Annotated in this window: 27 protein-coding genes and 1 tRNA gene; 8 read left to right on the top strand and 20 right to left on the bottom strand. The window is 56.2% G+C overall.

What is annotated here, in order from left to right; translation table 11 throughout:
• Positions 1-35 precede the first annotated feature (35 nt).
• Positions 36-425, top strand: a complete 390-nt coding sequence (locus PUV54_RS11905; RefSeq protein WP_274492469.1) for a hypothetical protein — start codon at positions 36-38, stop codon at positions 423-425.
• A 12-nt stretch (positions 426-437) separates the two neighbouring features.
• On the opposite strand, the gene PUV54_RS11900 is transcribed toward PUV54_RS11905, so the two are convergent.
• Positions 438-514 (bottom strand) — tRNA-Pro (locus tag PUV54_RS11900).
• A gap of 207 nt (positions 515-721) precedes the next feature.
• On the opposite strand from PUV54_RS11900, the gene PUV54_RS11895 reads away from it, so the two are divergent.
• The 3 genes from PUV54_RS11895 to PUV54_RS11885 are packed head-to-tail and all read left to right on the top strand — an operon-like array spanning position 722 to position 2,382.
• A complete protein-coding gene (locus PUV54_RS11895) occupies positions 722-1,063 on the top strand; it encodes a hypothetical protein (protein ID WP_274492468.1) in 342 nt (113 codons plus the stop codon).
• Positions 1,045-1,257, top strand: coding sequence for a helix-turn-helix transcriptional regulator (locus tag PUV54_RS11890; RefSeq protein WP_274492467.1), 213 nt, complete (start codon positions 1,045-1,047; stop codon positions 1,255-1,257). Before PUV54_RS11895 ends, PUV54_RS11890 begins: the two co-directional genes overlap by 19 nt.
• Before the next feature lie 3 nt (positions 1,258-1,260).
• A complete protein-coding gene (locus PUV54_RS11885) occupies positions 1,261-2,382 on the top strand; it encodes an alpha/beta hydrolase family protein (protein ID WP_274492466.1) in 1,122 nt (373 codons plus the stop codon).
• Between the two features lie 3 nt (positions 2,383-2,385).
• Here the strand turns inward: PUV54_RS11885 and PUV54_RS11880 are convergent, their stop codons facing one another.
• From PUV54_RS11880 to PUV54_RS11855, 6 genes are all read right to left on the bottom strand, one after another.
• On the bottom strand, positions 2,386-2,916 hold the full coding sequence (locus PUV54_RS11880) for a MerR family transcriptional regulator (RefSeq protein WP_274492465.1): 531 nt from the start codon (positions 2,914-2,916) through the stop codon (positions 2,386-2,388).
• A gap of 57 nt (positions 2,917-2,973) precedes the next feature.
• Positions 2,974-3,291 carry an integration host factor subunit alpha gene (locus PUV54_RS11875; RefSeq protein ID WP_274492464.1) on the bottom strand — a complete coding sequence of 106 codons (318 nt, stop codon included), beginning with the start codon at positions 3,289-3,291 and terminating at the stop codon, positions 2,974-2,976.
• A gap of 94 nt (positions 3,292-3,385) precedes the next feature.
• Positions 3,386-4,357 carry a beta-ketoacyl-ACP synthase III gene (locus PUV54_RS11870; RefSeq protein WP_274492463.1) on the bottom strand — a complete coding sequence of 324 codons (972 nt, stop codon included), beginning with the start codon at positions 4,355-4,357 and terminating at the stop codon, positions 3,386-3,388.
• Entirely contained in the window at positions 4,354-5,439 is a 1,086-nt protein-coding gene (plsX, locus tag PUV54_RS11865; RefSeq protein WP_274492462.1) for a phosphate acyltransferase PlsX, read from the bottom strand. Before plsX ends, PUV54_RS11870 begins: the two co-directional genes overlap by 4 nt.
• Positions 5,440-5,578: 139 nt before the next feature.
• On the bottom strand, positions 5,579-6,130 hold the full coding sequence (locus tag PUV54_RS11860; RefSeq protein ID WP_274492461.1) for a YceD family protein: 552 nt from the start codon (positions 6,128-6,130) through the stop codon (positions 5,579-5,581).
• On the bottom strand, positions 6,127-6,681 hold the full coding sequence (locus PUV54_RS11855; RefSeq protein WP_274492460.1) for a ubiquinol-cytochrome C chaperone family protein: 555 nt from the start codon (positions 6,679-6,681) through the stop codon (positions 6,127-6,129). The genes PUV54_RS11860 and PUV54_RS11855 overlap by 4 nt, the downstream gene beginning before the upstream one ends.
• Positions 6,682-6,900: 219 nt before the next feature.
• On the opposite strand from PUV54_RS11855, the gene PUV54_RS11850 reads away from it, so the two are divergent.
• Entirely contained in the window at positions 6,901-7,362 is a 462-nt protein-coding gene (locus PUV54_RS11850) for an outer membrane protein assembly factor BamE (protein WP_274492459.1), read from the top strand.
• Positions 7,363-7,370: 8 nt separating this feature from the next.
• On the opposite strand, the gene thiL is transcribed toward PUV54_RS11850, so the two are convergent.
• From thiL to glyA, 4 genes are read right to left on the bottom strand one after another with little or no spacing between them, the layout of a single operon-like run.
• Positions 7,371-8,354 carry a thiamine-phosphate kinase gene (thiL, locus tag PUV54_RS11845; protein ID WP_274492457.1) on the bottom strand — a complete coding sequence of 328 codons (984 nt, stop codon included), beginning with the start codon at positions 8,352-8,354 and terminating at the stop codon, positions 7,371-7,373.
• 14 nt (positions 8,355-8,368) lie between these two features.
• Complete coding sequence (nusB, locus tag PUV54_RS11840) at positions 8,369-8,863, bottom strand: transcription antitermination factor NusB (RefSeq protein WP_420797960.1); 495 nt, start codon at positions 8,861-8,863, stop codon at positions 8,369-8,371.
• A gap of 10 nt (positions 8,864-8,873) precedes the next feature.
• A complete protein-coding gene (gene nrdR, locus PUV54_RS11835) occupies positions 8,874-9,335 on the bottom strand; it encodes a transcriptional regulator NrdR (protein WP_274492455.1) in 462 nt (153 codons plus the stop codon).
• Between the two features lie 30 nt (positions 9,336-9,365).
• Positions 9,366-10,661, bottom strand: a complete 1,296-nt coding sequence (glyA, locus tag PUV54_RS11830) for a serine hydroxymethyltransferase (protein WP_274492454.1) — start codon at positions 10,659-10,661, stop codon at positions 9,366-9,368.
• 398 nt (positions 10,662-11,059) lie between these two features.
• On the opposite strand from glyA, the gene PUV54_RS11825 reads away from it, so the two are divergent.
• The 3 genes from PUV54_RS11825 to PUV54_RS11815 all read left to right on the top strand — a co-directional run bounded on the left by PUV54_RS11825 (position 11,060) and on the right by PUV54_RS11815 (position 13,749).
• A complete protein-coding gene (locus PUV54_RS11825) occupies positions 11,060-11,533 on the top strand; it encodes a Ros/MucR family transcriptional regulator (RefSeq protein WP_274492453.1) in 474 nt (157 codons plus the stop codon).
• 639 nt (positions 11,534-12,172) lie between these two features.
• Positions 12,173-12,463 (top strand): CtrA inhibitor SciP, encoded by a 291-nt coding sequence (gene sciP / locus PUV54_RS11820; protein WP_274492452.1) that lies wholly within the window; start codon positions 12,173-12,175, stop codon positions 12,461-12,463.
• A 188-nt stretch (positions 12,464-12,651) separates the two neighbouring features.
• Complete coding sequence (locus tag PUV54_RS11815) at positions 12,652-13,749, top strand: flagellar biosynthesis protein FlhF (RefSeq protein ID WP_274492451.1); 1,098 nt, start codon at positions 12,652-12,654, stop codon at positions 13,747-13,749.
• Between the two features lie 106 nt (positions 13,750-13,855).
• Here PUV54_RS11815 and PUV54_RS11810 read toward each other — a convergent pair whose 3' ends face one another.
• The 9 genes from PUV54_RS11810 to PUV54_RS11770 all read right to left on the bottom strand — a co-directional run bounded on the left by PUV54_RS11810 (position 13,856) and on the right by PUV54_RS11770 (position 21,404).
• Positions 13,856-15,085 carry a M23 family metallopeptidase gene (locus tag PUV54_RS11810; protein WP_274492450.1) on the bottom strand — a complete coding sequence of 410 codons (1,230 nt, stop codon included), beginning with the start codon at positions 15,083-15,085 and terminating at the stop codon, positions 13,856-13,858.
• A 105-nt stretch (positions 15,086-15,190) separates the two neighbouring features.
• Entirely contained in the window at positions 15,191-15,952 is a 762-nt protein-coding gene (surE, locus tag PUV54_RS11805; RefSeq protein ID WP_274492449.1) for a 5'/3'-nucleotidase SurE, read from the bottom strand.
• Between the two features lie 55 nt (positions 15,953-16,007).
• Positions 16,008-16,664: a phosphatase PAP2 family protein gene (locus PUV54_RS11800; RefSeq protein ID WP_274492448.1), complete on the bottom strand. Its 657-nt coding sequence runs from the start codon at positions 16,662-16,664 to the stop codon at positions 16,008-16,010.
• A 38-nt stretch (positions 16,665-16,702) separates the two neighbouring features.
• Complete coding sequence (gene serS, locus PUV54_RS11795; protein ID WP_274492447.1) at positions 16,703-17,983, bottom strand: serine--tRNA ligase; 1,281 nt, start codon at positions 17,981-17,983, stop codon at positions 16,703-16,705.
• A 47-nt stretch (positions 17,984-18,030) separates the two neighbouring features.
• On the bottom strand, positions 18,031-18,846 hold the full coding sequence (gene tatC, locus PUV54_RS11790; protein WP_274492446.1) for a twin-arginine translocase subunit TatC: 816 nt from the start codon (positions 18,844-18,846) through the stop codon (positions 18,031-18,033).
• Positions 18,843-19,253, bottom strand: coding sequence for a Sec-independent protein translocase protein TatB (gene tatB, locus PUV54_RS11785; protein ID WP_274492445.1), 411 nt, complete (start codon positions 19,251-19,253; stop codon positions 18,843-18,845). The genes tatC and tatB overlap by 4 nt, the downstream gene beginning before the upstream one ends.
• Positions 19,254-19,400: 147 nt before the next feature.
• On the bottom strand, positions 19,401-19,625 hold the full coding sequence (gene tatA / locus PUV54_RS11780; RefSeq protein WP_274492444.1) for a twin-arginine translocase TatA/TatE family subunit: 225 nt from the start codon (positions 19,623-19,625) through the stop codon (positions 19,401-19,403).
• An 80-nt stretch (positions 19,626-19,705) separates the two neighbouring features.
• A complete protein-coding gene (gene scpB, locus PUV54_RS11775) occupies positions 19,706-20,551 on the bottom strand; it encodes an SMC-Scp complex subunit ScpB (RefSeq protein WP_274492443.1) in 846 nt (281 codons plus the stop codon).
• Positions 20,541-21,404: a segregation and condensation protein A gene (locus tag PUV54_RS11770; RefSeq protein WP_274492442.1), complete on the bottom strand. Its 864-nt coding sequence runs from the start codon at positions 21,402-21,404 to the stop codon at positions 20,541-20,543. Before PUV54_RS11770 ends, scpB begins: the two co-directional genes overlap by 11 nt.
• Positions 21,405-21,457: the final 53 nt, after the last annotated feature.

The raw sequence follows: 21,457 nt of genomic DNA, 5'->3' as shown, positions 1-21,457 counted from the left end.
TACGGCGAACCGCAAGCCACGAGGGGGTATGGCTCATGGCCTATGAAATCGATCTGCCGGGTTACGCGGCGATCCCCGCCATTCTCGCAATTGCGGGCGCGGCGTTCATCATGAAACCGGAAGATTTACGGCGTGATCCCCTGCTCGAGCTGCAGGGCATGATCGGCATAGCGCAAAAATATGAAGTCATGTACGCGCGCTGCGCGGACGGAAGCGACAACGCGACCATGGACGCCGCCGGCGTCGCGACAGGGTTCACAGGCGGCTATACCCACGACTTTCCGGGTCGCAGCGATGAAGACGCCGCGAATTTCGTGAAACAGGCGCGCCCGCAATGCGAGGTCGCAAGCCTCTACCGCCTCGACCGGCGCCTTACAGGTTCAAGCAGCGCCAACCGCTGGCGCAGGACGCGGGTTGAGGTTTAATTCTATGAGAAATGGTCGGAGCGACTGGACTCGAACCAGCGACCCCTTCACCCCCAGTGAAGTGCGCTACCAGGCTGCGCTACGCTCCGACCTCTTTCGCGACGGGACCATCGGCTCCCGCGCGAGCGGCGGACTATAATCTTCAAAACTAAAAACAAAAGCCGCTTCAGGAAAAAGCGCCGGCCGTGATGCCGCATCCACTTTTTGTCCATTGTTTTTGTCAATATGTCGTATATTCTTGATATAATGTCATGAATACGCGATATCCACGGCTGTAGTAACCAGGAGCCAATGCGATGGCAAAATGGATTGCGGGCTTTCTCGCCCTTTATGCGGCGCATGTGTCGACTTTTCTCATGGCGGCCCGCGTCGATGACCCGCCCTTCTGGACCGGTATTTTGTCTTTGGCGTCGCTCATCGCCCTGTTCGGTCTCGTGGCGGCGTTCATCGCAACACGTGATGAGGTCAAACGCGCAATAGCGCTCACCGCCGGCGCCGTCGCCGCCCTCGCCACGGCGCTCCTCACTTATGCAGCGCACGCTTTTGCATGGATGGCGCTGCCGCTGGAACCTTGGGCTTTGTCAGTCGGCATTTTTTTAATCGCATACGGAGCATTGTCATGGCGCGCGCGGTTATGAACCGGCTACGCGAATTGCGTGCGCGAAAAAAATGGTCGCAAGCCGACCTCGCGAATGCAGTCAACGTCTCGCGGCAAGCAATCAACACGATTGAAAACGGCAAGCATGACCCAAGCATTACTCTTGCCTATCGAATCTCCGCCGCGCTCGACGTTGTCATCACCGAAGCATTTATTTTTTCATCAGAAGAGTAACCAATGAGCCGATTATTCCCTATAGTTATCTTTCTGCTGGTTCTCGCAGCTGGCGCAGGCTTTTTACTTTTTCACCAAAACAACGGGACGACAAAACAACCCCAAGTTACGAGCGTTCCCCAGCCTTACAAAGCTGAGACTCTGCAAGTTCAAAGTCATGGCGTGACGCTGGCGGGAGAACTAATAATACCGGACATCAAAAGCCCTGCACCAGCAGCCATTTTATTGTCAGTAGCGGGTCCTAATGACCGCAACCAAAGTTTCGCCGGACACAAAAGCTTCACCGTATTAGCGGATGTCTTGGAGCGGCGCGGTATCGCATCAGCGCGGTTTGACGATCGTGGCGTCGGCGGCTCAGGCGGCGATTATTTTAAAGCAAGCTGGAATGATTTAAGCAACGACGCCGCAGCGATTTTTGAAACACTCAAAAACGATCCCCGCATTGACCCGAACCAGATCGGATTTATAGGCATGAGCCAAGGGGGCGCTGTCGCTGCTATGACGGCGAACGCCGTCGATAGTGCAGCTTTCGCGGTCCTGATTTCCGCGCCGGGCCTCAGTGGCGTTGAAACGCTTTCCCTACAATTGGAAAAAGCACTGGAAATTTCGGGGGTCACCGGTGATCGCGCCGATCAATACCGTACGCTTTTTGCTGAGTATATCAGCATTGTCACCAGCAATCCGGAGGCGCCGGCAACACGTGATCGTCTAGCTGTTTTTTTGAAAGGTCCGGGCCGCGCTTTGATTCCGCCCTACTCGTTTGTGCCGGAGACTTTGGAGGGCCGCATCGAAATGTTTCTAGGGCCCTGGTATCAATCGAATTTGCGTTTTGATCCCGAACCTATTTATTCGTCGCTTGACGTTCCCATTCTCGCCATCGGCGGAGGGCTTGACCCGATCTCGCCGCCGGAACATCACCTCGAAGCCATCGAACAATATTTGCGTCAAGCGCCAAGCAGCGATGTAACAGTCAGGATTATTCCTGACGCCAATCATATCATGCAAAAAGCGCGAACGGGGTTGCCTGCGGAATATGCAGGTCTTGAAAATACGCTGTCGCCAGATTTGCTGGAAATACTCGGCGCCTGGCTGGACAAACGCTTGAATAACGAAAGCATGGACTAAAAACTATTCAGCAGCGTTTTGGCGCGTTCCGGAGGCACGATCATCATCCGCTTCAATGGCTTCGAGCGCCAGCGCCGCTTCATCAAGTGCATCCTGAACCGTTTCAAGGCGCGACAGCAACGCCTGCAGCGTACGGCGCATCTCTGGCGTCAGCGACCGCTCTGATTTGACCGCATCGTCGGCGCCCAGTTCGAGCACATCCGGCCCGCCGTCCTCATCGATAATCGGGCGGACGTCGATCACCTCCCCCGCGGCCGCGCGACGACCCAGTTCGGAAATGTATTTGGCACCTTCGTCCTTGAAGATTTTTTGAACGCCCTTGGTTGTGTAGCGCTGGTCATAAAGCAGCACGCGAATACCGCGCAGCAAATCTATATCGAGCGGGCGATAATACCGCCGCCCGCCAGCCCGGCGCATGGGGCGCACCTGTCCGAATACTTCTTCCCAGTGTCGCAACACATGCTGGGGAACATCCAGCTCTTTGGCTGCTTCTGAGATCGTTCGGAAAGCATCGGCGGATTTCGCCACGGACATTGCCCAGCTCTTTAGTTTGCAGCCAAAAAAAATTGGCCCAAAGCGTTCAGGTTTATCTTACTCAGCGGCCTTCGCTTGCCGGTGGGTCGTGTTAATCTGGTCTTTTAATACATGAGACGCGCGGAACGTAATAACACGGCGCGGCGCAATCGGCACTTCTTCACCGGTCTTTGGGTTGCGTCCCATGCGGAGTTTTTTGTCACGGACGGAAAAAGTTCCGAAAGAGGAAATTTTCACCGTGTCGCCCTTTTCGAGCGTTCCCGCCACTTCGTCCAGAATGCGCTCAACAAAGGCGGCTGATTCGTTACGCGATATCCCAAGCGAACGATAAACTGCGTCGGTCAGGTCCGCCCGGGTGATTGTTTTCGCTGTCATCCTCGCCCTTCCAGCAATGGTCGCCCCAAGCCTGTAAGGTTAATAGCGCGGCGCCGGTTTGGTCAATAACCCTTTGAAATATATTGCGTGTTATTCAGACTCGCATCAGCGCGGCGCCCCAGGTGAGGCCCCCGCCCATGGCCTCGAAAAGCACCAGGTCACCGGTCTTGATTCGCCCGTCAGCAACCCCTGCGCAATAAGCAAGCGGGATTGACGCCGCCGACGTATTGCCCTGGCCGGAGATTGTGGAAACAACCTGATCGGGCCGCAAATCGAGTTTTTTCACCACCCCTTGAATGATCCGTTCATTTGCCTGATGCGGCACGAACCAATCAATGTCGGTAACTGGCACATTCGCCTCTTCACACACGCTTACCATGGCCTGCGAGATACGCGTAACGGCTTCGCGGAAAACCTTGTTGCCCTGCATCCGCACATGGCCAACGGTTTGAGATGAGGATACGCCGCCATCCACGTAAAGCAGGTCGACGAGGTTTCCGTCGCAGCGCAAATAACTCGCCATCATGCCGCGTTCGCCCGCGTCAGTTGCTTCCTGCGCCTCAAGAATGAACGCGCCGGCGCCATCGCCGAACAATACGCATGTGGCCCGGTCTTCCCAGTCGAGAATGCGCGAGAATGTTTCAGCGCCGATGACCAGCGCGCGCTTGTGCTGACCGCTGATCAAGAACTTTTCAGCGGTCGAAAGCGCATAAACAAATCCGGTGCACACTGCCTGAATATCGAACGCCGCGCCGGCCCCGGCGCCGAGCTTGGCCTGAACAATCGCCGCCGTAGACGGAAACGTCAGGTCAGGCGTCGTCGTCGCCACAATAATAAGATCGATGTCTTCAGGTGCGAGATCCGCATCTTTCAATGCTACACGCGCCGCATTCGCCGCAAGGTCCGATGTCAACTCGCCGTCGGACGCAATGTGGCGTTCGCGAATGCCTGTACGTTCACGTATCCATTCGTCGCTGGTATCGACCTTTTTTGAGAGGTCTTCATTCGTCAGAACTTTTTCAGGAAGAAAAGCGCCGCACCCTCGCAGAACCGCTTTTAAACTCATACTACCGCCGCTTTTATTGTCTGGTCTTCCTCAACCGCTTCGCTCAATTGTTCGCGCCGGTCCATAACCGCTTTCACGGTTTCTGCAATTGCATTCTGGAACGGCCGCCGGGCAAGGCTGGATGCAACCTTGATCGCGCTCGCCACCCCGCGCGCATCAGAACCGCCGTGACTTTTCACGACAACGCCGTTCACGCCAAGAAAAACGCCGCCATTGTTAGATGACGGGTCAATCCGGTCTTTCAGTTTCCTTAGCCCCGGCGCCATCATCAACGCGCCCAGTTTGGCGTTAAGCGTGCCGGTCAGGGTTTCTTTCATCCACTGGCCAAGAAGACGAGCGGCGCCCTCGGCGGACTTCAACGCGACATTGCCGGTAAAGCCGTCGGTGACGACCACATCGACCGTGCCTTTTGAAATGTCATTGCCTTCCACAAAGCCCTTGAAGTCCATTTCCGGATCAGCCTCGCGCAGGACGCGCGCCGCCGTGCGGATCAGTTCATGGCCCTTGAGGTCCTCCGCCCCGACATTGAGCAATCCGACCGATGGCTTTTCCACCTTCGTCAGAGATCGGAAAAACGCCTCGCCCATGATCGCAAATTGCACGAGTTGATCTTCGTTCGCTTCAACATTCGCGCCAACGTCCAGCACAACGGTGCGCCCGCGCGGCGTCGGCCAAAGCGCCGTAATCGCCGGCCGGTCAATACCCTTGATCATGCCAAGCTGTTTTCGCGCAACCGCCATCAGCGCGCCTGTATTACCGCCGGAAACAACAGCCTGCGCCTCGCCCGCAGCGACAGCGCCAATAGCCGACCACATGGACGTGTCGCGGCCACGCCGTAGAACGTGCATCGGTTTGTCAGTCATGGCGACGACGTTATCGGTGTGGCGGATTTCCGCACCCGCCAGTTCTTGCGCGCTGGCGATCAAAGGTTCCAACTGTTCCTGATCGCCAAAAAAGACGAACCGCGACTTCAGGCCCTTGCGCACAGCGTAAGCGGCGCCGTCGATAACGGCTTTCGGACCGGCGTCGCCGCCCATGGCGTCGATCGCCAGCACTGTCCCCTGGCCGTTGGTCGCGTTCATATTCAACCTAAAGACTCCAATTGCCTATCACGCCGCTGCATCGCAGAACCCGTAAAGGCGGGGCGCAGAATATGAGCGCCCGCCCGCTCATGCAACGCATGACGAAACATCATATAAGCCATCAGCGCTATATGTAAAACTATTGATTTTCATCACTTTTTTTGAATTTTTCAGCCAGGACCGCAAATGGAGAGACATTGTCCTCCCGACCATAAACTTCCGCCAGACTTTGCGCGCCTGGCATTCGGGGAAACGGATTCATAGCGAGCGCAAGCTGTTGAACCGCGAACTCGCCAATATCGAAAATTTCACCTTCATGAATTTCCGGCGGGATGTCCTCTCCTTCATAAACCGCCTCGCCGTCTTCATTTTCTTTTCTTAGGTTGTCCGGACTGGATCGAGCGAATTCAACGTCAAAACTCTCGTCGATGACTTCTTCCATCGGCTCAAGACTGGCGACGCATTCGCGAATGAGCGTTGCTGTGACTTTTCCCGTGATGTTAATTTCATGCCGGCTGGCACGCAGATGCAGGTCACAGGAAAACGCATCCGCTGAAATAACATTCAATCTGGTTGCAATTCTTTCGAGTGAAACGTTGTCAGCGACAAGACGAAACGCCTTGCCGGAGCGCGGCAGACCGCCAAGATCGACCTTATGGCTGAATTCAGGATCGTCGTTTTCCGTATTCATTGCGCTTCTGCCCGATAACCGGGAAAGGCAATGATACCGCCTTCTACGCGAGTGATCGGCTGGGCCGCCAGGACCTCATCGACACTCAGGACGTAGTCCGTGAGCCGTTTGGCGCCGTCAGCCGCTTCATCGCCAAAGATATTACGTCCGAGCGCTTTCGTCAGGTTGTCTTTAGGCGCCTCCGAACCAAGAGCGGCTTCATAAGCGCCGATGCGGCCGTAAAAGTTCTCGCCAAGTTTCCGGATTTTTTTCCCGACGACGAGATCGCCAACCCCCATTTCTCGGAGAGAGTCATCCATATTCGCAAACATGGCGTCCAGCAGGCACTGGCTAACACGTTTCGAAGCACTGCTCTGGACGCCGTCATCCCCTTTTAGCCGCCGCATGATGAGATAGGCATGCAGCGCCACCATCTCGAACCGTCCTTCCACGGTGTCGGGCGCCCCGGCATCAAGATAAAGAGCCTCGTTCCGGGCCTCAGACACCGCGGCGGCGTAAAGCGCCTGCCCCGCATCATGGGCCGGATCTTTCTTGAACAGGAATTTGAACATGCTTGGGTTCCCTGCAGGATGCTCCCGGCGACCTAAAGAATTTGCGGCCAGTCACGATCGCTGGTATCGAAGGGCCAATTATGCCCCTCTGGGTCGTGGATCAACCCTTGGCGTCCGCCTGGCGGAAAACTGGTCTACAACAGGCCCTAAACAGGCATTGAAATTGAGCCCGGGCAGCCGCCTGAGCAACAGAATGGTTATGAGTACAAGGTAATTTTCATGATGCTCAGATTGCTCCTCATCGCACTCTTTCCGCTGACCCTGCAGGCTTGCGTCTCTGTCAGATCGGCGCATGGCTACATTCTGGAGAGCGACCAGGAGACGCTGGACGCAGAACCGGGATTCGATACGAAAGACTCCATACTCGCAAAATATGGCGAGCCTTCGATGATCGGCACGTTCGACCGCGATGCCTGGTACTATCTGTACTCGCGCACACAGGCCCGCGCCTTTTTCACTCCAGAGACCACAGTCCGGCAGGTTGTCGCCATCAAGTTCAACGATGAAAGCACCGTCGAGAGCATCGAGAACTACACGCTGGACGACGGCGACGACATAAAGCTCGCTTCTCGCGTGACGCCTACGCGCGGGCGAACATTGAATTTCTGGGAGCAGCTTCTGGGCAATGTCGGCACGCTGCCCTCAGCCCTCGGTCAGGAAGGCCCTGTACCCGGGCAATAATCCCAGCTTTACGATCTGAAATGATCGTAACCTGTGAGTTTTGTCGGGATCTCCGCACCGTTCTCATCAAGCAACCCAACACCGGCGCCGCGCGTCAGCGTTCCTATACGCGTGACTTCGGTGCGTGACGCCTTGGCGGCGACAGTTACGGAACGGCGCATGGCGGGCGGCGCGGCGAACAGAATTTCGTAGTCATCGCCGAAACTCGCCAGTTGAGACAAGGCGCGCCATCGGTTTTCCTGCGCGGCAATCCACGACCCTGCAGCGCCGGATCTTGGAATTGCAACAGCATCAATCGCAGCGCGCAATCCGCTGGCCTTAGCAATGTGGCCGGCATCCGCAAGCAGCCCGTCCGATACATCGATGGCTGCTGTCGCAAGGCCCGCGAGCGCGGCGCCGAGGCTCAGTCGCGGTTCCGGCAATTGATAGCGCGTTGCAAGCGAGGCTTTATCAACAGTTGTAAACTTGAACTCCTTGCGAAGCGCCGCAAGCCCCAATCCAGCATCGCCAATCGTTCCGGATACGTATAAATCATCGCCAAGTGATGCGCCTGATCGTGATGTGAGGCCCTGTTTCGGCGGAATACCGAAAAACGTGGCGGACAACGTCAGCGGCGCCGTCTTTGTCGCGTGCGCTGTCGTGTCGCCGCCGTAAAGCGCGATTCGATATGTCTCCTGATCTTCGCGCAAACCTTTGGCGAAGAGCTCCAGCGCCTCACGTTTAACGCCGGCCGACCAGACGCAACCAAGAAAGTATCCCAACGGTTTTGCGCCCTTCGCCGCAAGATCAGAAACATTTGCGCGGATCAATTTCCGGGCGACGAGGTCGAGCGGGTCCTTCGGTAAAAAATGAACGCCAGATACCAGCAGGTCTTTTGTGACTACGAGGTTCTGATTTTCGAGAAGCGCAACATCGTCAACAAGATCAAACGCACCGGGAGCCTCCGCCGTCAACGGTGCGAAAACTTCGCGGATGATGTCGAATTCATTCATGAACCGGCGTTATATCAAACCTGAATTTCATCATGCCGCGCTTCTTTTGCAGCGGCGTCAAGAACGGCGTTTACAAACCCCGGCTCGTCGCCGTCGAAAAACGCCCGCGCAGCCTCAACATACTCGTTAATCACAACCTTGTACGGCACATCCGCCCGCCGGATCAGCTCGTACAATCCTGCCCGCAAGATCGCGCGCACGGTTGCATCAAGCCGCGACAATCGCCAGCCGGAAGCCAGTTGCCGCTGCAGATACGGATCGAGCCGTGTTTGCGTTTCAACTGCGCCACGCAAAATATCAGCAAAGAACGCCGCGTCCGCCTTATGCAGCGCGACGCCTTCTATATCGCCGCCCAGACGATGCTCCTGAAACTCACGGATGGTCGCTTCAACGCCCTGCCCGGCGGATTCCATTTGATAGAGCGCCTGTACGGCCGCAAGCCGCGCCGCCGATCGCGAAGGCGCATTTTCTTTCTTTTTGTTTTTTTCAGCCGATTCTTCCGGCGTCATTTTCCTTGCCTCACTCACGCTCAGCCTCATCCATGCCGCCCAAGAACTGCTCGAAGTCTTTTGCTTCACGGAAGTTTTTGTACACAGATGCATAGCGGACGTAGGCAACGTCATCCAGTTTCGCGAGTCCTTCCATTACCATCTCGCCAACTTTTTTCGATTCTATTTCGCTTTCACCGGTTGCTTCCAGACGGCGCACAATGCCCGACACCATCTGTTCTACGCGTTCCGGCTCAAACTCGCGCTTGCGTAATGCGATAAGAATCGAGCGCATCAACTTGTCCCGGTCAAACGGCGCGCGTTTGCCGGTGTTCTTAATGACGACTAATTCTCGCAATTGAACGCGCTCAAAGGTCGTAAACCGGCCCCCGCAAGCAGAACATTCCCTGCGGCGGCGAACGGAGGCGCCGTCTTCAGCCGGCCTTGAGTCTTTGACTTGCGTTTCATCGCTTCCGCAAAAAGGACACCGCATGTTATTTTCCTCGCCTTTTCGCGGAAACCATCATGTGTAGATTGGAAAGCGCGACGTCAGTGCGCGAACTTTCGCCGCTGCCGATTGCTCAGCCGCCGCGTCTGGTTCCCCCTTAGCGGCAAGCGCATCGAGAACTTCACTCATCAAGGCGCCGACTTCGCGGAATTCGGCAACGCCAAACCCCCGCGTCGTTCCGGCCGGCGATCCAATGCGCAGACCTGACGTAACGGTGAATTTTTCAGGATCAAACGGCACGCCGTTCTTGTTGCAGGTAATGCCGGCGCGCTCCAGGCTCGCCTCCGCCGCATTGCCTTTCACACTCTTGGGCCGCAGGTCAATCAACGCGAGATGTGAGTCCGTGCCACCGGAAATCACCGCATATCCGGCATCGGTCAGCGAACTTGCAAGCGCCTTGGCGTTATCGACCACCGCGCGGGCATAGGCTTTGAATTCCGGTTGCAATGCCTCCCCGAAAGCAACAGCTTTTGCAGCAACGATATGCATCAACGGACCGCCTTGAATGCCCGGAAACAATGCGGAGCGGATTTTCTTGGCAAGCGCCGGATCGTTGGTCAGAACCAGTCCGCCGCGCGGTCCGCGCAGCGTTTTATGGGTCGTGGTTGTCACCACATGCGCATGCTCAAGCGGATTGGGATAGACGCCGCCGGCGACAAGACCGGCAAAATGCGCCATGTCGACCATGAAGATCGCGCCAACACTGTCCGCAATTTCGCGAAACTTTTTAAAATCGATAATGCGCGAATAGGCGCTGCCGCCAGCGATGATGACCTTCGGTTTGTGCTCCTCAGCAAGGCGCGCAACTTGTTCGAAATCGATCAGATGATCATCCTCGCGAACACCATAGGAAATTGCGTTGAACCACTTGCCTGACTGATTGGCGGCGCCGCCGTGTGTTAGATGGCCGCCTGAAGCGAGGTCCATGCCTAGAAACGTATCCCCCGGCTTCATGACAGCCATGAATACAGCCTGGTTCGCCTGGCTGCCGGAATGGGGCTGCACCACCGCTTCTTCGCAGTTAAAAAGCTGCTTTGCGCGATCGATTGCAATCTCCTCGACCTCATCGACAAACTCGCATCCGCCATAATATCGTCGGCCTGGGTACCCTTCCGCGTATTTGTTAGTCAGAACCGAACCTGCCGCTTCCAAAACCGCCCGGGAAACGATATTCTCAGATGCAATGAGCTCTATCTGGTCCTGCTGCCGGGATAATTCCCGCTGCATGGAAGCGTATAATGTCGCGTCAGAATTCGCGAGATCGTCTTTAAAAAACCCTGCAGGCGACTCATACGCTTTGCTAGCACTCATTAGGTCGTCTCCCGTCAAAACCGTTAGGTCCGCCGCTATTGTCCGCAGACCAAATCGGGAGACCTATAAGGGCAACCGGTCCTTGCGGCAACGCAGGATGACGTTTCGGGCGGTATTGCCGCTGCAGACAAGCTTTCCATCAGCTTCGGCTCACTGCATTGAAGAATGATTATCAATGACTTTGTTATGCCCCTTGAATGATTCTATTCTCTGCAGTTTTCCTAAACTTCATGCATGTCCAGCTTGCAACAAACAATGTTCCAAGCTACCGCCAATGCGGGGCGAGGACTGCGCATTTACATGCGCTTAGGGAAGGACTCGGCTTATGCCACTCGGCAAACGCCACAGTGCTGAATTCAGCGCTGATATGAGGAGCGCCCGCAACGGAGTAGACTAGAATGGTAGCCAAAAAACAGGATGTTGCTGAGCCCATCAGCGCCATCCACCTCGCGAGTGATATTGTTGCGGCTTATGTTGGGAATAATGCGGTTAAGGCCGATGAACTTCCCACCCTACTGCACGATGTCTTTACGGCCGTATCCGGTCTTGCTGAAGAAGGCGCCGCCTTTGTCAGCAACCGCGAACCAGCGGTTCCAATAAACAAATCCGTGACACCGGAACATGTGATTTGTCTCGAAGACGGCAAGAAACTGAAGATGCTGAAACGCTATCTTCGAACCCACTACAATCTGTCACCTGAAGAATACCGGCGCAAATGGGGACTCCCAGCCGACTATCCCATGGTGGCCCCAAACTATGCAAAACGGCGTTCGCAGTTCGCCAAGGATATTGGCCTTGGAACCGCCGCAAGTTCAAAAAATAAGCGAACAACAAAAAAGAAAAAGACGACGGCCCGAAAAAAACGGGCCTGAATAAGTAATGATGCGTATTGTGGCGGAAGGTTTCCTCAATTTGCCGGTTAACGCCCCACTGGTGAATTATTTGATGAAAAGCTTCTACTGCTCTTATTTTTGCCGGTCCTTAGGCTCTTTTGGCCGATAAAGGACCGGCAAAACCTCACAACATCAAGTCATGTTCAAAACGTTGCCGTCAAATTTCAGGAACGAAGACAGCTAATTTAAGCTGCTAGATGTGATTTCCGTTCAGTTTGTCGTTAAGGAAATTTCGCACCCTGATTTTTCTAAAAGCTGTCTTCATCTGAGACACTCTTTTCAGCTTTTAAAACGAGCAACAAACCAAACCGCCCAGTTCGGATAAATTTGATTCAGATTACGCTCTTGTTTTCTGAAAAAACGAGGCTTTGTTGTCCACCCACCTGGCACACGCTGAGGTTACGTCGTTCGCGTAAGTGCATTCTCGGCTACGCGCAAATCCGGTCCGAAATGGGGCATAAAGATAAAATTGTTTGAAACCGGTACAGGATCGGTTCCAAATTTTCACGAACGATCAACCACTTAGCGAAGCTTTTACCAAGCTATTTAGCCGTTTTTTAAAAGCACGCGCCTAGTCTGCATATCAACAATGTTGCGTATATGGGGATTTGTGCTCTCATGACTGTCGTTGCAGACAACGCTGCGTCGCCCTCGAACTCCGATGCTTATGTCATCGGTCCGGATGGAACGCCGCTCACCCTTAGGGATCTTCCGCCGCCGTCTACGAAGCGGTGGGTCATTCGCCGCAAGGCCGAAGTCGTCGCCGCGGTTCGCGGTGGTTTACTGACCCTTGAAGAAGCCTGTGAGCGTTACACGCTCACTGTTGAAGAATTTATATCCTGGCAGAAAGCGATCGACCAGTTCGGCCTGCCAGGTCTGCGCGCGACACGCGTTCAGCAATACCGGTAACCCCTCCAACTTTTCGGTTTTCGATAGCCCGCCGGCCCCTCCCGGCGGGTTTTTTCTGTGGCGGCGTGGCTGGCGGCGGCCACCATGGCTGGAATGGGCGGCGCAAAGCCGTTAACATGGCGCCAGTTGAACCTTTGCGGCTTCAGTCACAGGCTGGATGTGCGCAAGATAACCTCCAGGTTGTGTTTATGATGAAATTTATCGCCTCGAACCTGGACGCGGCGAAAAAGAAAGCCAGCCGCGCGCTTGGCGAGAAAATGACTGTCGTCTCTGTTCGCGAACTGCCGAGCGGCGATGTTGAAGTCACCGCTTCAGACAGACCGGCCCCGGCTGCGCCGGAACCGGCCAAGAAAGCAAACTTCGCCGGCGCAGCGCGCGACGCCGTTGACGAAGGCCCGTTTAAAATGGGGGCTGGTGCGCGGCTGAATGAAACAATCGAAACGAAGTTTTCCGCCGATGCGCTAAGCAAGCTTTCAAGCAGCCTCACCGGCGGCAAGGCGAAACGCTCGCTCGATATGAGCGACGCCACTGTCCGAGCCATGGCGGAGATTCTCGTTCCTCATGGGGTCGGTCAGAACCTGTTAAACGCCTTGATCGAAGGCGCGCGAACTTCGCAGATTGATGAAGATCTCTACCGGCTGCGCACAGGTTTTGAGGCAGCATTTACATTTTCGCCGCTGCTGCTCGCGCCATCTAGCCCCATCATGCTTGTAGGCCCTACTGGCGCCGGCAAAACCTCAAGCGGCGCAAAACTCGCCGCTGCGGCGCAAGCGAATGGCGCGAGAGCGTTCATGATCACTGCCGATGTCGGCCGGGCCGGCGCTGTCGATCAGATCCGCGCTTATGGCGAAGCGCTGAGAGCGGAATATTTCATCGCCGAAAGCCCGCTTGACGTTCAACGCATCCTCAAAAGTCACAGACCAACAGGCGCTGTGATTTTCGACACGCCAGGCGTCAGCCCTTATGACAGCGGCGATGTGGCGGCGCTTCGCAGCTATCGTGACGCGGCGAACGCAGAACCCGTTCTTGTCCTGCCGGCGTCTGGCGATGCGGAAGAATATGTGGATTGGGCCCACGCCTTTAAGGAAATTGGCGTCAAGCGATGCATTCTCACCAAATTCGACGCCACCAAACGCGTCGGCGCCGGGCTGCGCGCAGCGTTTGAAGGCGATCTGGCGCTGGCGCATTTTTCGGAAACGGCGTTCATTTCTGAAGGGCTGTTGGATGCGAGTCCCGATTTTCTGTCGCGGCGTCTCATCGCCGGGCGGCCCGGAAAGATCGGGTAAAGAAAAAGCGGGCCAAAAGGCCCGCTAAAAGTACGCTACTTACTTTCTTGCTTTTACTGATACTCTACTAATGGTTCCGTAATCCCCTCTTTGCGTAGTGCAAAAATTACGGATTGCCGAGAAGCGCAACCGGATCAACGGTCTTAAGCTCCTGACGAATTTCAAAATGAAGCTGCGGCGTGGTGACGGCGCCGGTGGCGCCAACTTTAGCGATGACCTGACCTTTACGCACCTGATCGCCCTTTTTGACGATCATCGTATCGTTATGGGCGTATGCGGTGACGAAGCCATCTTCATGCTTGATCAACAGCAGGTTGCCGAACCCTTCAAGCTCAGACCCGCGATAAACTACCTGACCATCAGCGGCGGCGCGTACGGGCGTGCCCACCGGCGCGGCGATGTTGACGCCGTCATTGCGGCGGCCGAGATTTCCGGAACCGTATTCGGAAACAATGGCGCCGCGGATCGGCCAATCAAACATGGATTTTGCAGGCTGTGCAGCCGGCGGAGTGTATGACACGCTACGTGCAATTTCATCCACATCCCGCGTTTGCATCTGTTCTTGTTTAAGCGCCTTCGGTTGATTTCTTTGCGCAACCTGCATGGAGCCGGCGCGAGCCTGCGGAATTAATAACTGCTGCCCGACATTAAGCGAATAAGGCGCGCGCATGCGGTTCGCCGAGGCGATCCGGTCGACCGGCACGTCGGCGCGGCGAGAGATCGAATAAAGCGTATCGCCGCTTGTGACAGTATAGAGCTGATCCTGCGCGGCTACCTGCCGGGCCGCAACGGCGGCCGAACCATAATCTGCGCGCGTTCGCGCGCGAGTAGGCGTATCGCTGGCGACGACAGTCGAACCCGACGGCAATCTCAACACCTGCCCGACTTGCAAAGCATATGGCGCTTTCAGATCGTTCCTGTCGATGATCGATGCAGGGCTGACCGAAAACTTCCTCGCCAGCGCATAAACCGTATCACCGGGCTGAACCTCTATGTAACCTTCGGCTTTATGCAGATGCTCTGACGGCGCCGCCGACCCTTCTTCCAGCGGCTGCGGCTCATCAAGATAGACTGCTGACACAGGCGTTAACTGCGCGGGCTGCGAAGACCGGGCGGTCACGCGCCGTTGCGGCGGCTGATAAACGGGTTCGCGATATTCAGGCGCGCGGGTGCGCTGCGCCACACGTTGTTCGCGGTAAATATCGTTCGGCGAATTATATATTCGCGTCTGACTGGATGGATCGCTTCCATAAACTACAGGCGCATGATTGTGAGAGCCGCAAGCAGCAACCGCTGCAAATGAACTTGTCAGCAACGCCAGACGCACGCTTTTCATTACCCCTCCTCGAATGGAAACAGAGTCTCGCCGATTCGAAGTGACGTTTGTCTTCTTTGGTTAACAAGGGGTTAATATTAACGGAGAATGTTAAGGTTTTATCAGCTATTTGGATTTTATCGCTTCTGTAAGCGCTGCGTGCGACTCCATATGCGTCAACGCCAGGTGCAGCGGCGTGATGGAGATGCGGCCGTCATAAATAGCGCGCAGATCTGTTCCCGCCGGTGGATTGGACCGCTTGCCGGTGTAACCGTACCAGTAATAGGTCCCGCCCCTTAGATCCTTGCGTTCCTCCGCAAAGAGCTGAAACGCATCGCGGTGGCCTTGGGTCGTGACCTCAACGCCGTCTACCTCATCGGGCGCCCTGTCAGGGAAGTTGACATTGACCACCACGTCCTCCGGCCATCCTGCATCAAGAATCTGCCGCACGATTTTCGCGCCATGGGCCTCCGGCGTTTCCCATCGCGCAGCCTCACGCTCCAGACGTGAGAGAGACAAGGCAATCGACGGAATACCTAACGACATACCCTGAAACGCCGCCGCAATGGTGCCTGAGACCGTCACATCTTCAGCAAGGTTCTGACCGTTGTTGACGCCTGAAAGAATGAGGTCCGGCTTTTTGTCATCGAGAACGCGCGTAACGCCCATGACCACCGCATCGCTGGGCGTGCCGAACACGGAAAACCGCCGCTCGTCATATTTACGAACACGCAAGGGGTGGGCGAGCGTCAGCGCACGTGCGGCGCCGGACTGTTCCTCCTGCGGCGCCACTACCCAGACATCGTCAGAGAGTTCTTCAGCAATCTTGACGAGGCTTTCGAGCCCGCGCGCATGAATGCCGTCATCATTGGAACAAAGAATACGCATGGAACAACTCCGAATTCGAATTCAAAAAAACTCACTCAATCTGGCGGGATGCCTGCTAACGCAAGAAGCGCCAGGCAACCAGCCACCACAACGCCGCCCAGACAGCGCCCAAAAACCATCCGGCCAGCACATCGCTCGGCCAATGCACTCCAAGATAGATACGGCTCAGGCCGACAAGAATAGTGATAATCACCGCAAAGCTCATGGCCAGCACTTTCAGCCGCCGCCGTTCGTGAAACCTGGTAAGTAGCGCCCCCATGGTGAGATAAGCGATGGCGGAAATCATCGCATGCCCGCTCGGGAAGCTGAGGCTTGTCACCTCAGCGAGATGCGTCACAAGATCGGGCCTCGGCCGGCCAAAAAATGATTTCAACGCCTCGCTCAGGAACGAACCGCTAACCACGGCGCCGGCAAGAAGTGCGCCATGGCGCCATTTACCCGCCGCGGCGAGATACACCGAAACGCAGGCAACCATCAGCATGAGAATAATATAACCGCCAAGAGAGGTGACGTCGCGCACCGCAAGTTCCAGCCACGGCGGGCCAACCGGGTCTGCAAGATCGCCGGGCGTGCGCAGCGCCAGCAAGATCATCCTGTCGAAACGGTGCGCTTCGCCATTGCTGGCGTCGTCAGTGATTTCAGCGAACAGCAACAGCCCCAGAGCAGCGACGGCGAACGCAGCAAGAACGCTGATCTCCGTCCGGGCGCGCAAAAATGCGGCGCGCAGTATGGAATGAACAGTCTTTCGTTCTATTTCTGCGCCTCAATCTTTTCGACGCCGCCCATGTACGGCTTCAGCACTTCCGGCACGGCGACAGAGCCATCCGCCTGCTGATAGTTTTCGAGTACCGCCACCAGCGTGCGCCCCACCGCGAGGCCAGAGCCATTGAGCGTGTGCACGAATTTCGTCTGTTTTTCGCCTTTCGGACGGCAGCGCGAATTCATTCGCCGCGCCTGGAAGTCACCACAGTTGGAGACGGACGAAATTTCGCGATATTGCCCTTGCCCCGGCAGCCACACCTCGATGTCATAGGTTTTGCGCGCGCCGAAACCCATATCGCCGGTGCACAGCACCATGGTGCGGTACGGCAGCTCCAAACGCTTCAACACTTCTTCGGCGCATTCGGTCATGCGCTCATGTTCGGCGTTCGACTGGTCCGGCGCGGTGACGGAGACAAGTTCAACCTTCGAGAATTGATGCAAGCGGATCATGCCGCGCGTATCGCGCCCCGCCGCGCCTGCTTCCGACCGGAAACACGGAGTCCACGCAGTGAAACGCAAGGGCAATTCTTCCTCATCGAGAATATCGCCGCTGACAATATTGGTAAGCGAGACTTCAGCTGTTGGGATAAGCCAGTGATCGCCGGTCGACTTGAACAAGTCTTCTGCAAACTTCGGCAATTGCCCGGTGCCGTAAAGCGCCTCGTCGCGGACGAGCAGCGGCGGCTGGCATTCGGTGTAGCCGAACTCGCCCGTATGCAAGTCGAGCATGAAACTGGCGATCGCGCGTTCGAGCCGCGCGAGGCTCCCCTTCAACATAACGAACCGCGACCCGGACATTTTCGCCGCAGTTTCGAAATCCATCTGACCTAAAGCTTCGCCGATATCGAAATGCTCTTTCGCATTGTTCAGGCCTTTTGGCTCGCCCCACTTGCGAACCTCAACATTCGCCGCTTCGTCTTCACCTTCCGGCACGTCGTCGGCGGGTATGTTCGGCAGGCCGGACAGGATATCGCGGATCGCATCCTGCTTTTTCTTCTGCTCGGCTTCGGCGGCCGGCATCTGATGTTTGATGCGGTCGACTTCCTCGCGCAGGCGATTGAACTCGTCCTCATCGCCCTTGGCTTTCGCCTGGCCGATCTGCTTCGAGGCTGCATTACGACGTTCCTGCAAGTCGTTGAGCGCGTGCGTAAATTTGCGCGCGTCTTCATCGAGCATGAGGACTTCGCCTGCGCGGGGGCCAAGGCCTCTGCGCGCAAGACCGGCGTCAAACGCGTCCGGATTTTCGCGGATCCATTTAATATCAAACATGGGGGCGGTTTAGCGGGGTTGGTTTGAGCGGTCCAGCCTGCTCTACGCTATGCGGCAGCCTCTTCGGCGGCCTCCTTCGCCTTTTGCTCCGCAAGGCGCACACAGAACACGGATATTTCGTAAAGGGCGATGATGGATGCGCCGAGCACAAGCTGACTGAATGGATCAGGCGGGGTCAGGAACGCGGCGATGACAAAAATTATGACGATCGCGACCCGGCGGTTGCGCTTCAGAAAATCAGCCGTGACCAGCCCTGCCCGCGCCAGAAGGGTCAGCAGGACGGGCAACTGGAAAGCGAACCCGAAGGCCATGATCAGCGTCGTCAACAGCGACAGGTAATCGCCGACGCGGGTCAGAAGCTCGATGGTGACGCCGCTCGCCTCTAAGGGGCGCTGCTCCATGCCGACGGCGAAGCGCATGACAAACGGCATCATCACGAAATAGACGAGTGCGGCGCCAGCCGTGAACAGCACCGGCATTGCTGCGATAAAAGGCAACGCCGCCTTGCGTTCGCGTTTATAAAGCCCCGGCGAGACGAACATATAGATCTGATAGGCGACAATAGGGAACGCGAGCACGATGCCGCCCAAGACGGCAAGGCGCACGCGAGTGAAGAAAAATTCCAGCGGTGCAAAGTAAAGTTTTGGTTCAACGCCAGCGGCGACCACAGCACGCTCAAACGGCACAACCAAAAATTCGTAAAGCGGTATGGAAAATGCGAAACAGATTGCAAAGCCGACAGCAATGGCGGCGAGCGAAACAATGATCCGGCTGCGCAGTTCCGTCAGATGATCAAGCAATGGCGCAGACGACGCCTGTAACTCATCTTCTTCCGCTGGTTCTTTCTTTTCGACGGCGCTCATGACTTCGCCGGCTCGCTTGCCGCAGCGGATTGATCAGACGTATCGGATTTCGTCTTGTCCGTCTGTGTATCCCCAACGGATTTATTGACCGCTTCGTTCAATTCGCGCGCCTCTTCTCGCAATTCCTTGTCGATCGGCGCGGTTGTTTCGTCAAACGCACGCTTGGCGTCAGCGACCGGATTGTTCTTTTTAAGATCGTCGATTTCCTTGCGGAGTTCTTCCATCTCCGCCTCGCGCGCCATCTGGTCAAAGGCGGCGGTAAACTCGCCCGCCATCTGGCGCGCTTTCGCCACCATGCGCCCGGCCGAACGCATCAGCTTCGGCAGGTCTTTCGGGCCGACGACAATCAACGCCACGACCGCGATGAGCATCAGCTCAAAAAATCCGAATTGCGGCACAAGGCTCATGTCAGCGCGATCTCACAATAAACTCACAAACGCTTCATCCTGAGGAGCAAACATTCCTTTGTCCTTCGCGACGCGGCTTCGCCGCCTTCAAGATGAAGGAATGTTTGTGTCGCGAAGGACGAAGCGCATTGGAGGCTCCCCTCAGGCTTACGATTTGGCCTTGTCTCTTTCCTCTTCAGCAACGGGCGTTACGTCTTTCGCATCGTCACTGCGGTCATCGAGGGATTTTTCATCATCCTGAAGGCCCTTGCGAAACGACTTAATGCCTTTGGCGAAGTCGCCCATCAGGGACGAAATTTTTCCGCCGCCGCCGAACAGCAGCAGCGCCAGAACCAGAATAATGACAATCTGCCAGGGTCCGATTGCGCCCATTTTGCGCATCTCCAACATCTACTTGAAAACAATACGTAATGCGCCAGACCGCAAGACGCAAACAAGAACGGAAAATTCCTTTACGCGTCAGCCGTTTCGTCGGCTTCCTCAAGGAAATCCTGAGAAAATTCGGCGGATTCCTCGTCATCTTCGCCATCTTCATCGTCGCCATCCACCGGCGACGGCACGGAAAATCCCGGCGGCAGGCGCGCATCCAGCATGCCTGCGGCCTTGAGATCGGCGAGGCCAGGCAGGTCAGTCACGCTCTCAAGCCCGAAATGCTCCAAAAAGCCTTGCGTTGTCCCATAAAGGGTCGGTCGGCCTGGCACGTCCTTGCGTTTACCGCGCATTTTGACCCAGCCGATTTCCAGAAGCTGATCGAGAGAGCCTTTCGCCACCTGAACGCCGCGCACGTCCTCTATATCGGCGCGGGTACAGGGCTGGTGATAGGCTATGATCGCCAGCGTTTCGAGCGCAGCCCGTGAGAGCTTTCGCTGGGTGGCGCGCTCTTTTTGAAGGACATGCGCCACGTCAGCGGCAGTGACAAACCGCCATTTATCCTCGATCGCGGCAATCTCAACGCCGCGCCCCTCATACTCGGCTTTGAGCCGTTCGATCAGCGCAGGCACGTCCGCGCCGGCGGGCAAGCGATCCGCGATGCTTTTCACATCAAGGGGCTCGGCGGCGGCGAACAACAAGGCCTCGACCATACGCGAATGCTCGGCGAGATCTTCCTCGCTCCACTCGACGACAGGCTCTTGCGCAGCCGCTTTCTTTTTCTTCTTCGGTTTTTCTTCTTCGGTGTCTTCGCTCACGCTATTCACTTCTTCTTGATCGTCGGCGCCATCCGCCAACTCTTCCGCCAGCGCCTCTTGCGCTGCACGTGCATCCAGCTCTTTAAAATCTCGCCCGGCGTCATGATCCATTGCGATCGTCCTTCTCATCCGTAGACTGACGGGTCTTGATGTAAATCGGCTCAAACGTTCCAAGCTGTCTTAAGTCAATCTGACCGGCTTTCGCGAATTCAAGCGCCGCATTGAAGGAACTCGCCAGAACGGAAGCTTTTGGCGCGTCCACATCCGTATTGCCGGCGAGCGTTTCCAGCTCGGTCCATTCAGGAATGGACCCGAGAATGCGCTCAAGACGCATGCGCGCCGCCTCAATCGAAAAGACCGCTGGCGGTTGAATATGATAATCGCGATCGACGGCGGCGATGCGCTGTGTGGCGTAGGCCTTAAGCAGATCGACAAGATCGGCTTGCCATTCAGGTATCTGAGTGACACGCACGCCCTCGGGCGCGCCGCGCGTGAAGAAATCAATGCCTTCCTGCGGCAAGCCTTGCAGATCTTCTACCGCCTTTCGCATGGCTTCGAGACGCTGAAGCTGGAACGCCAGCCGCGCCGCCATTTCATCAGCAGTTGGCTCATCGCCGTCTTCGTCGACAACCGGCAACAAGAGCTTTGATTTCAGATAGGCGAGCCACGACGCCATGACGAGATAGTCGGCCGCGAGTTCAAGATTACGGTCCTTCGCGGCCTCGACAAAAAGAAGATACTGATCGACCAGCGCGACCATGGAAATCTTGCGAATGTCGACTTTCTGGTGCCTCGCCAAATCGAGAAGAACATCAAGCGGGCCTTCATACCCCTCGATATTGACGATCAGCGCATCGATTGCATCATCATGCTGCGCGCGCGCTTTATCACGAACAGGAGCATCAAAGGCGTCTCCGCCCTGGTTTGCGCCCGCCGCCATCATCATGTTTTCACCGTCCGCCATCGCGCCACTTTAGGACCGATTCTGGCCCTCGCCTATCTCGATTGTTGTCCTGT

Origin of the sequence: Hyphococcus flavus (assembly GCF_028748065.1) — a bacterium.
GTDB lineage: Bacteria > Pseudomonadota > Alphaproteobacteria > Caulobacterales > Parvularculaceae > Hyphococcus > Hyphococcus flavus.
This window is presented reverse-complemented; position numbering and strand designations above follow the sequence as displayed.

Coding starts and splice junctions, on each gene's coding strand:
- PUV54_RS11905 (WP_274492469.1), top strand. CDS start 36: ATGGCCTATGAAATCGATCTGCCGGGTTACGCGGCGATCCCCGCCATT.
- PUV54_RS11895 (WP_274492468.1), top strand. CDS start 722: ATGGCAAAATGGATTGCGGGCTTTCTCGCCCTTTATGCGGCGCATGTG.
- PUV54_RS11890 (WP_274492467.1), top strand. CDS start 1,045: ATGGCGCGCGCGGTTATGAACCGGCTACGCGAATTGCGTGCGCGAAAA.
- PUV54_RS11885 (WP_274492466.1), top strand. CDS start 1,261: ATGAGCCGATTATTCCCTATAGTTATCTTTCTGCTGGTTCTCGCAGCT.
- PUV54_RS11880 (WP_274492465.1), bottom strand. CDS start 2,916: ATGTCCGTGGCGAAATCCGCCGATGCTTTCCGAACGATCTCAGAAGCA.
- PUV54_RS11875 (WP_274492464.1), bottom strand. CDS start 3,291: ATGACAGCGAAAACAATCACCCGGGCGGACCTGACCGACGCAGTTTAT.
- PUV54_RS11870 (WP_274492463.1), bottom strand. CDS start 4,357: ATGAGTTTAAAAGCGGTTCTGCGAGGGTGCGGCGCTTTTCTTCCTGAA.
- plsX (WP_274492462.1), bottom strand. CDS start 5,439: ATGAACGCGACCAACGGCCAGGGGACAGTGCTGGCGATCGACGCCATG.
- PUV54_RS11860 (WP_274492461.1), bottom strand. CDS start 6,130: ATGAATACGGAAAACGACGATCCTGAATTCAGCCATAAGGTCGATCTT.
- PUV54_RS11855 (WP_274492460.1), bottom strand. CDS start 6,681: ATGTTCAAATTCCTGTTCAAGAAAGATCCGGCCCATGATGCGGGGCAG.
- PUV54_RS11850 (WP_274492459.1), top strand. CDS start 6,901: ATGATGCTCAGATTGCTCCTCATCGCACTCTTTCCGCTGACCCTGCAG.
- thiL (WP_274492457.1), bottom strand. CDS start 8,354: ATGAATGAATTCGACATCATCCGCGAAGTTTTCGCACCGTTGACGGCG.
- nusB (WP_420797960.1), bottom strand. CDS start 8,863: ATGACGCCGGAAGAATCGGCTGAAAAAAACAAAAAGAAAGAAAATGCG.
- nrdR (WP_274492455.1), bottom strand. CDS start 9,335: ATGCGGTGTCCTTTTTGCGGAAGCGATGAAACGCAAGTCAAAGACTCA.
- glyA (WP_274492454.1), bottom strand. CDS start 10,661: ATGAGTGCTAGCAAAGCGTATGAGTCGCCTGCAGGGTTTTTTAAAGAC.
- PUV54_RS11825 (WP_274492453.1), top strand. CDS start 11,060: ATGGTAGCCAAAAAACAGGATGTTGCTGAGCCCATCAGCGCCATCCAC.
- sciP (WP_274492452.1), top strand. CDS start 12,173: ATGACTGTCGTTGCAGACAACGCTGCGTCGCCCTCGAACTCCGATGCT.
- PUV54_RS11815 (WP_274492451.1), top strand. CDS start 12,652: ATGATGAAATTTATCGCCTCGAACCTGGACGCGGCGAAAAAGAAAGCC.
- PUV54_RS11810 (WP_274492450.1), bottom strand. CDS start 15,085: ATGAAAAGCGTGCGTCTGGCGTTGCTGACAAGTTCATTTGCAGCGGTT.
- surE (WP_274492449.1), bottom strand. CDS start 15,952: ATGCGTATTCTTTGTTCCAATGATGACGGCATTCATGCGCGCGGGCTC.
- serS (WP_274492447.1), bottom strand. CDS start 17,983: ATGTTTGATATTAAATGGATCCGCGAAAATCCGGACGCGTTTGACGCC.
- tatC (WP_274492446.1), bottom strand. CDS start 18,846: ATGAGCGCCGTCGAAAAGAAAGAACCAGCGGAAGAAGATGAGTTACAG.
- tatB (WP_274492445.1), bottom strand. CDS start 19,253: ATGAGCCTTGTGCCGCAATTCGGATTTTTTGAGCTGATGCTCATCGCG.
- tatA (WP_274492444.1), bottom strand. CDS start 19,625: ATGGGCGCAATCGGACCCTGGCAGATTGTCATTATTCTGGTTCTGGCG.
- scpB (WP_274492443.1), bottom strand. CDS start 20,551: ATGGATCATGACGCCGGGCGAGATTTTAAAGAGCTGGATGCACGTGCA.
- PUV54_RS11770 (WP_274492442.1), bottom strand. CDS start 21,404: ATGGCGGACGGTGAAAACATGATGATGGCGGCGGGCGCAAACCAGGGC.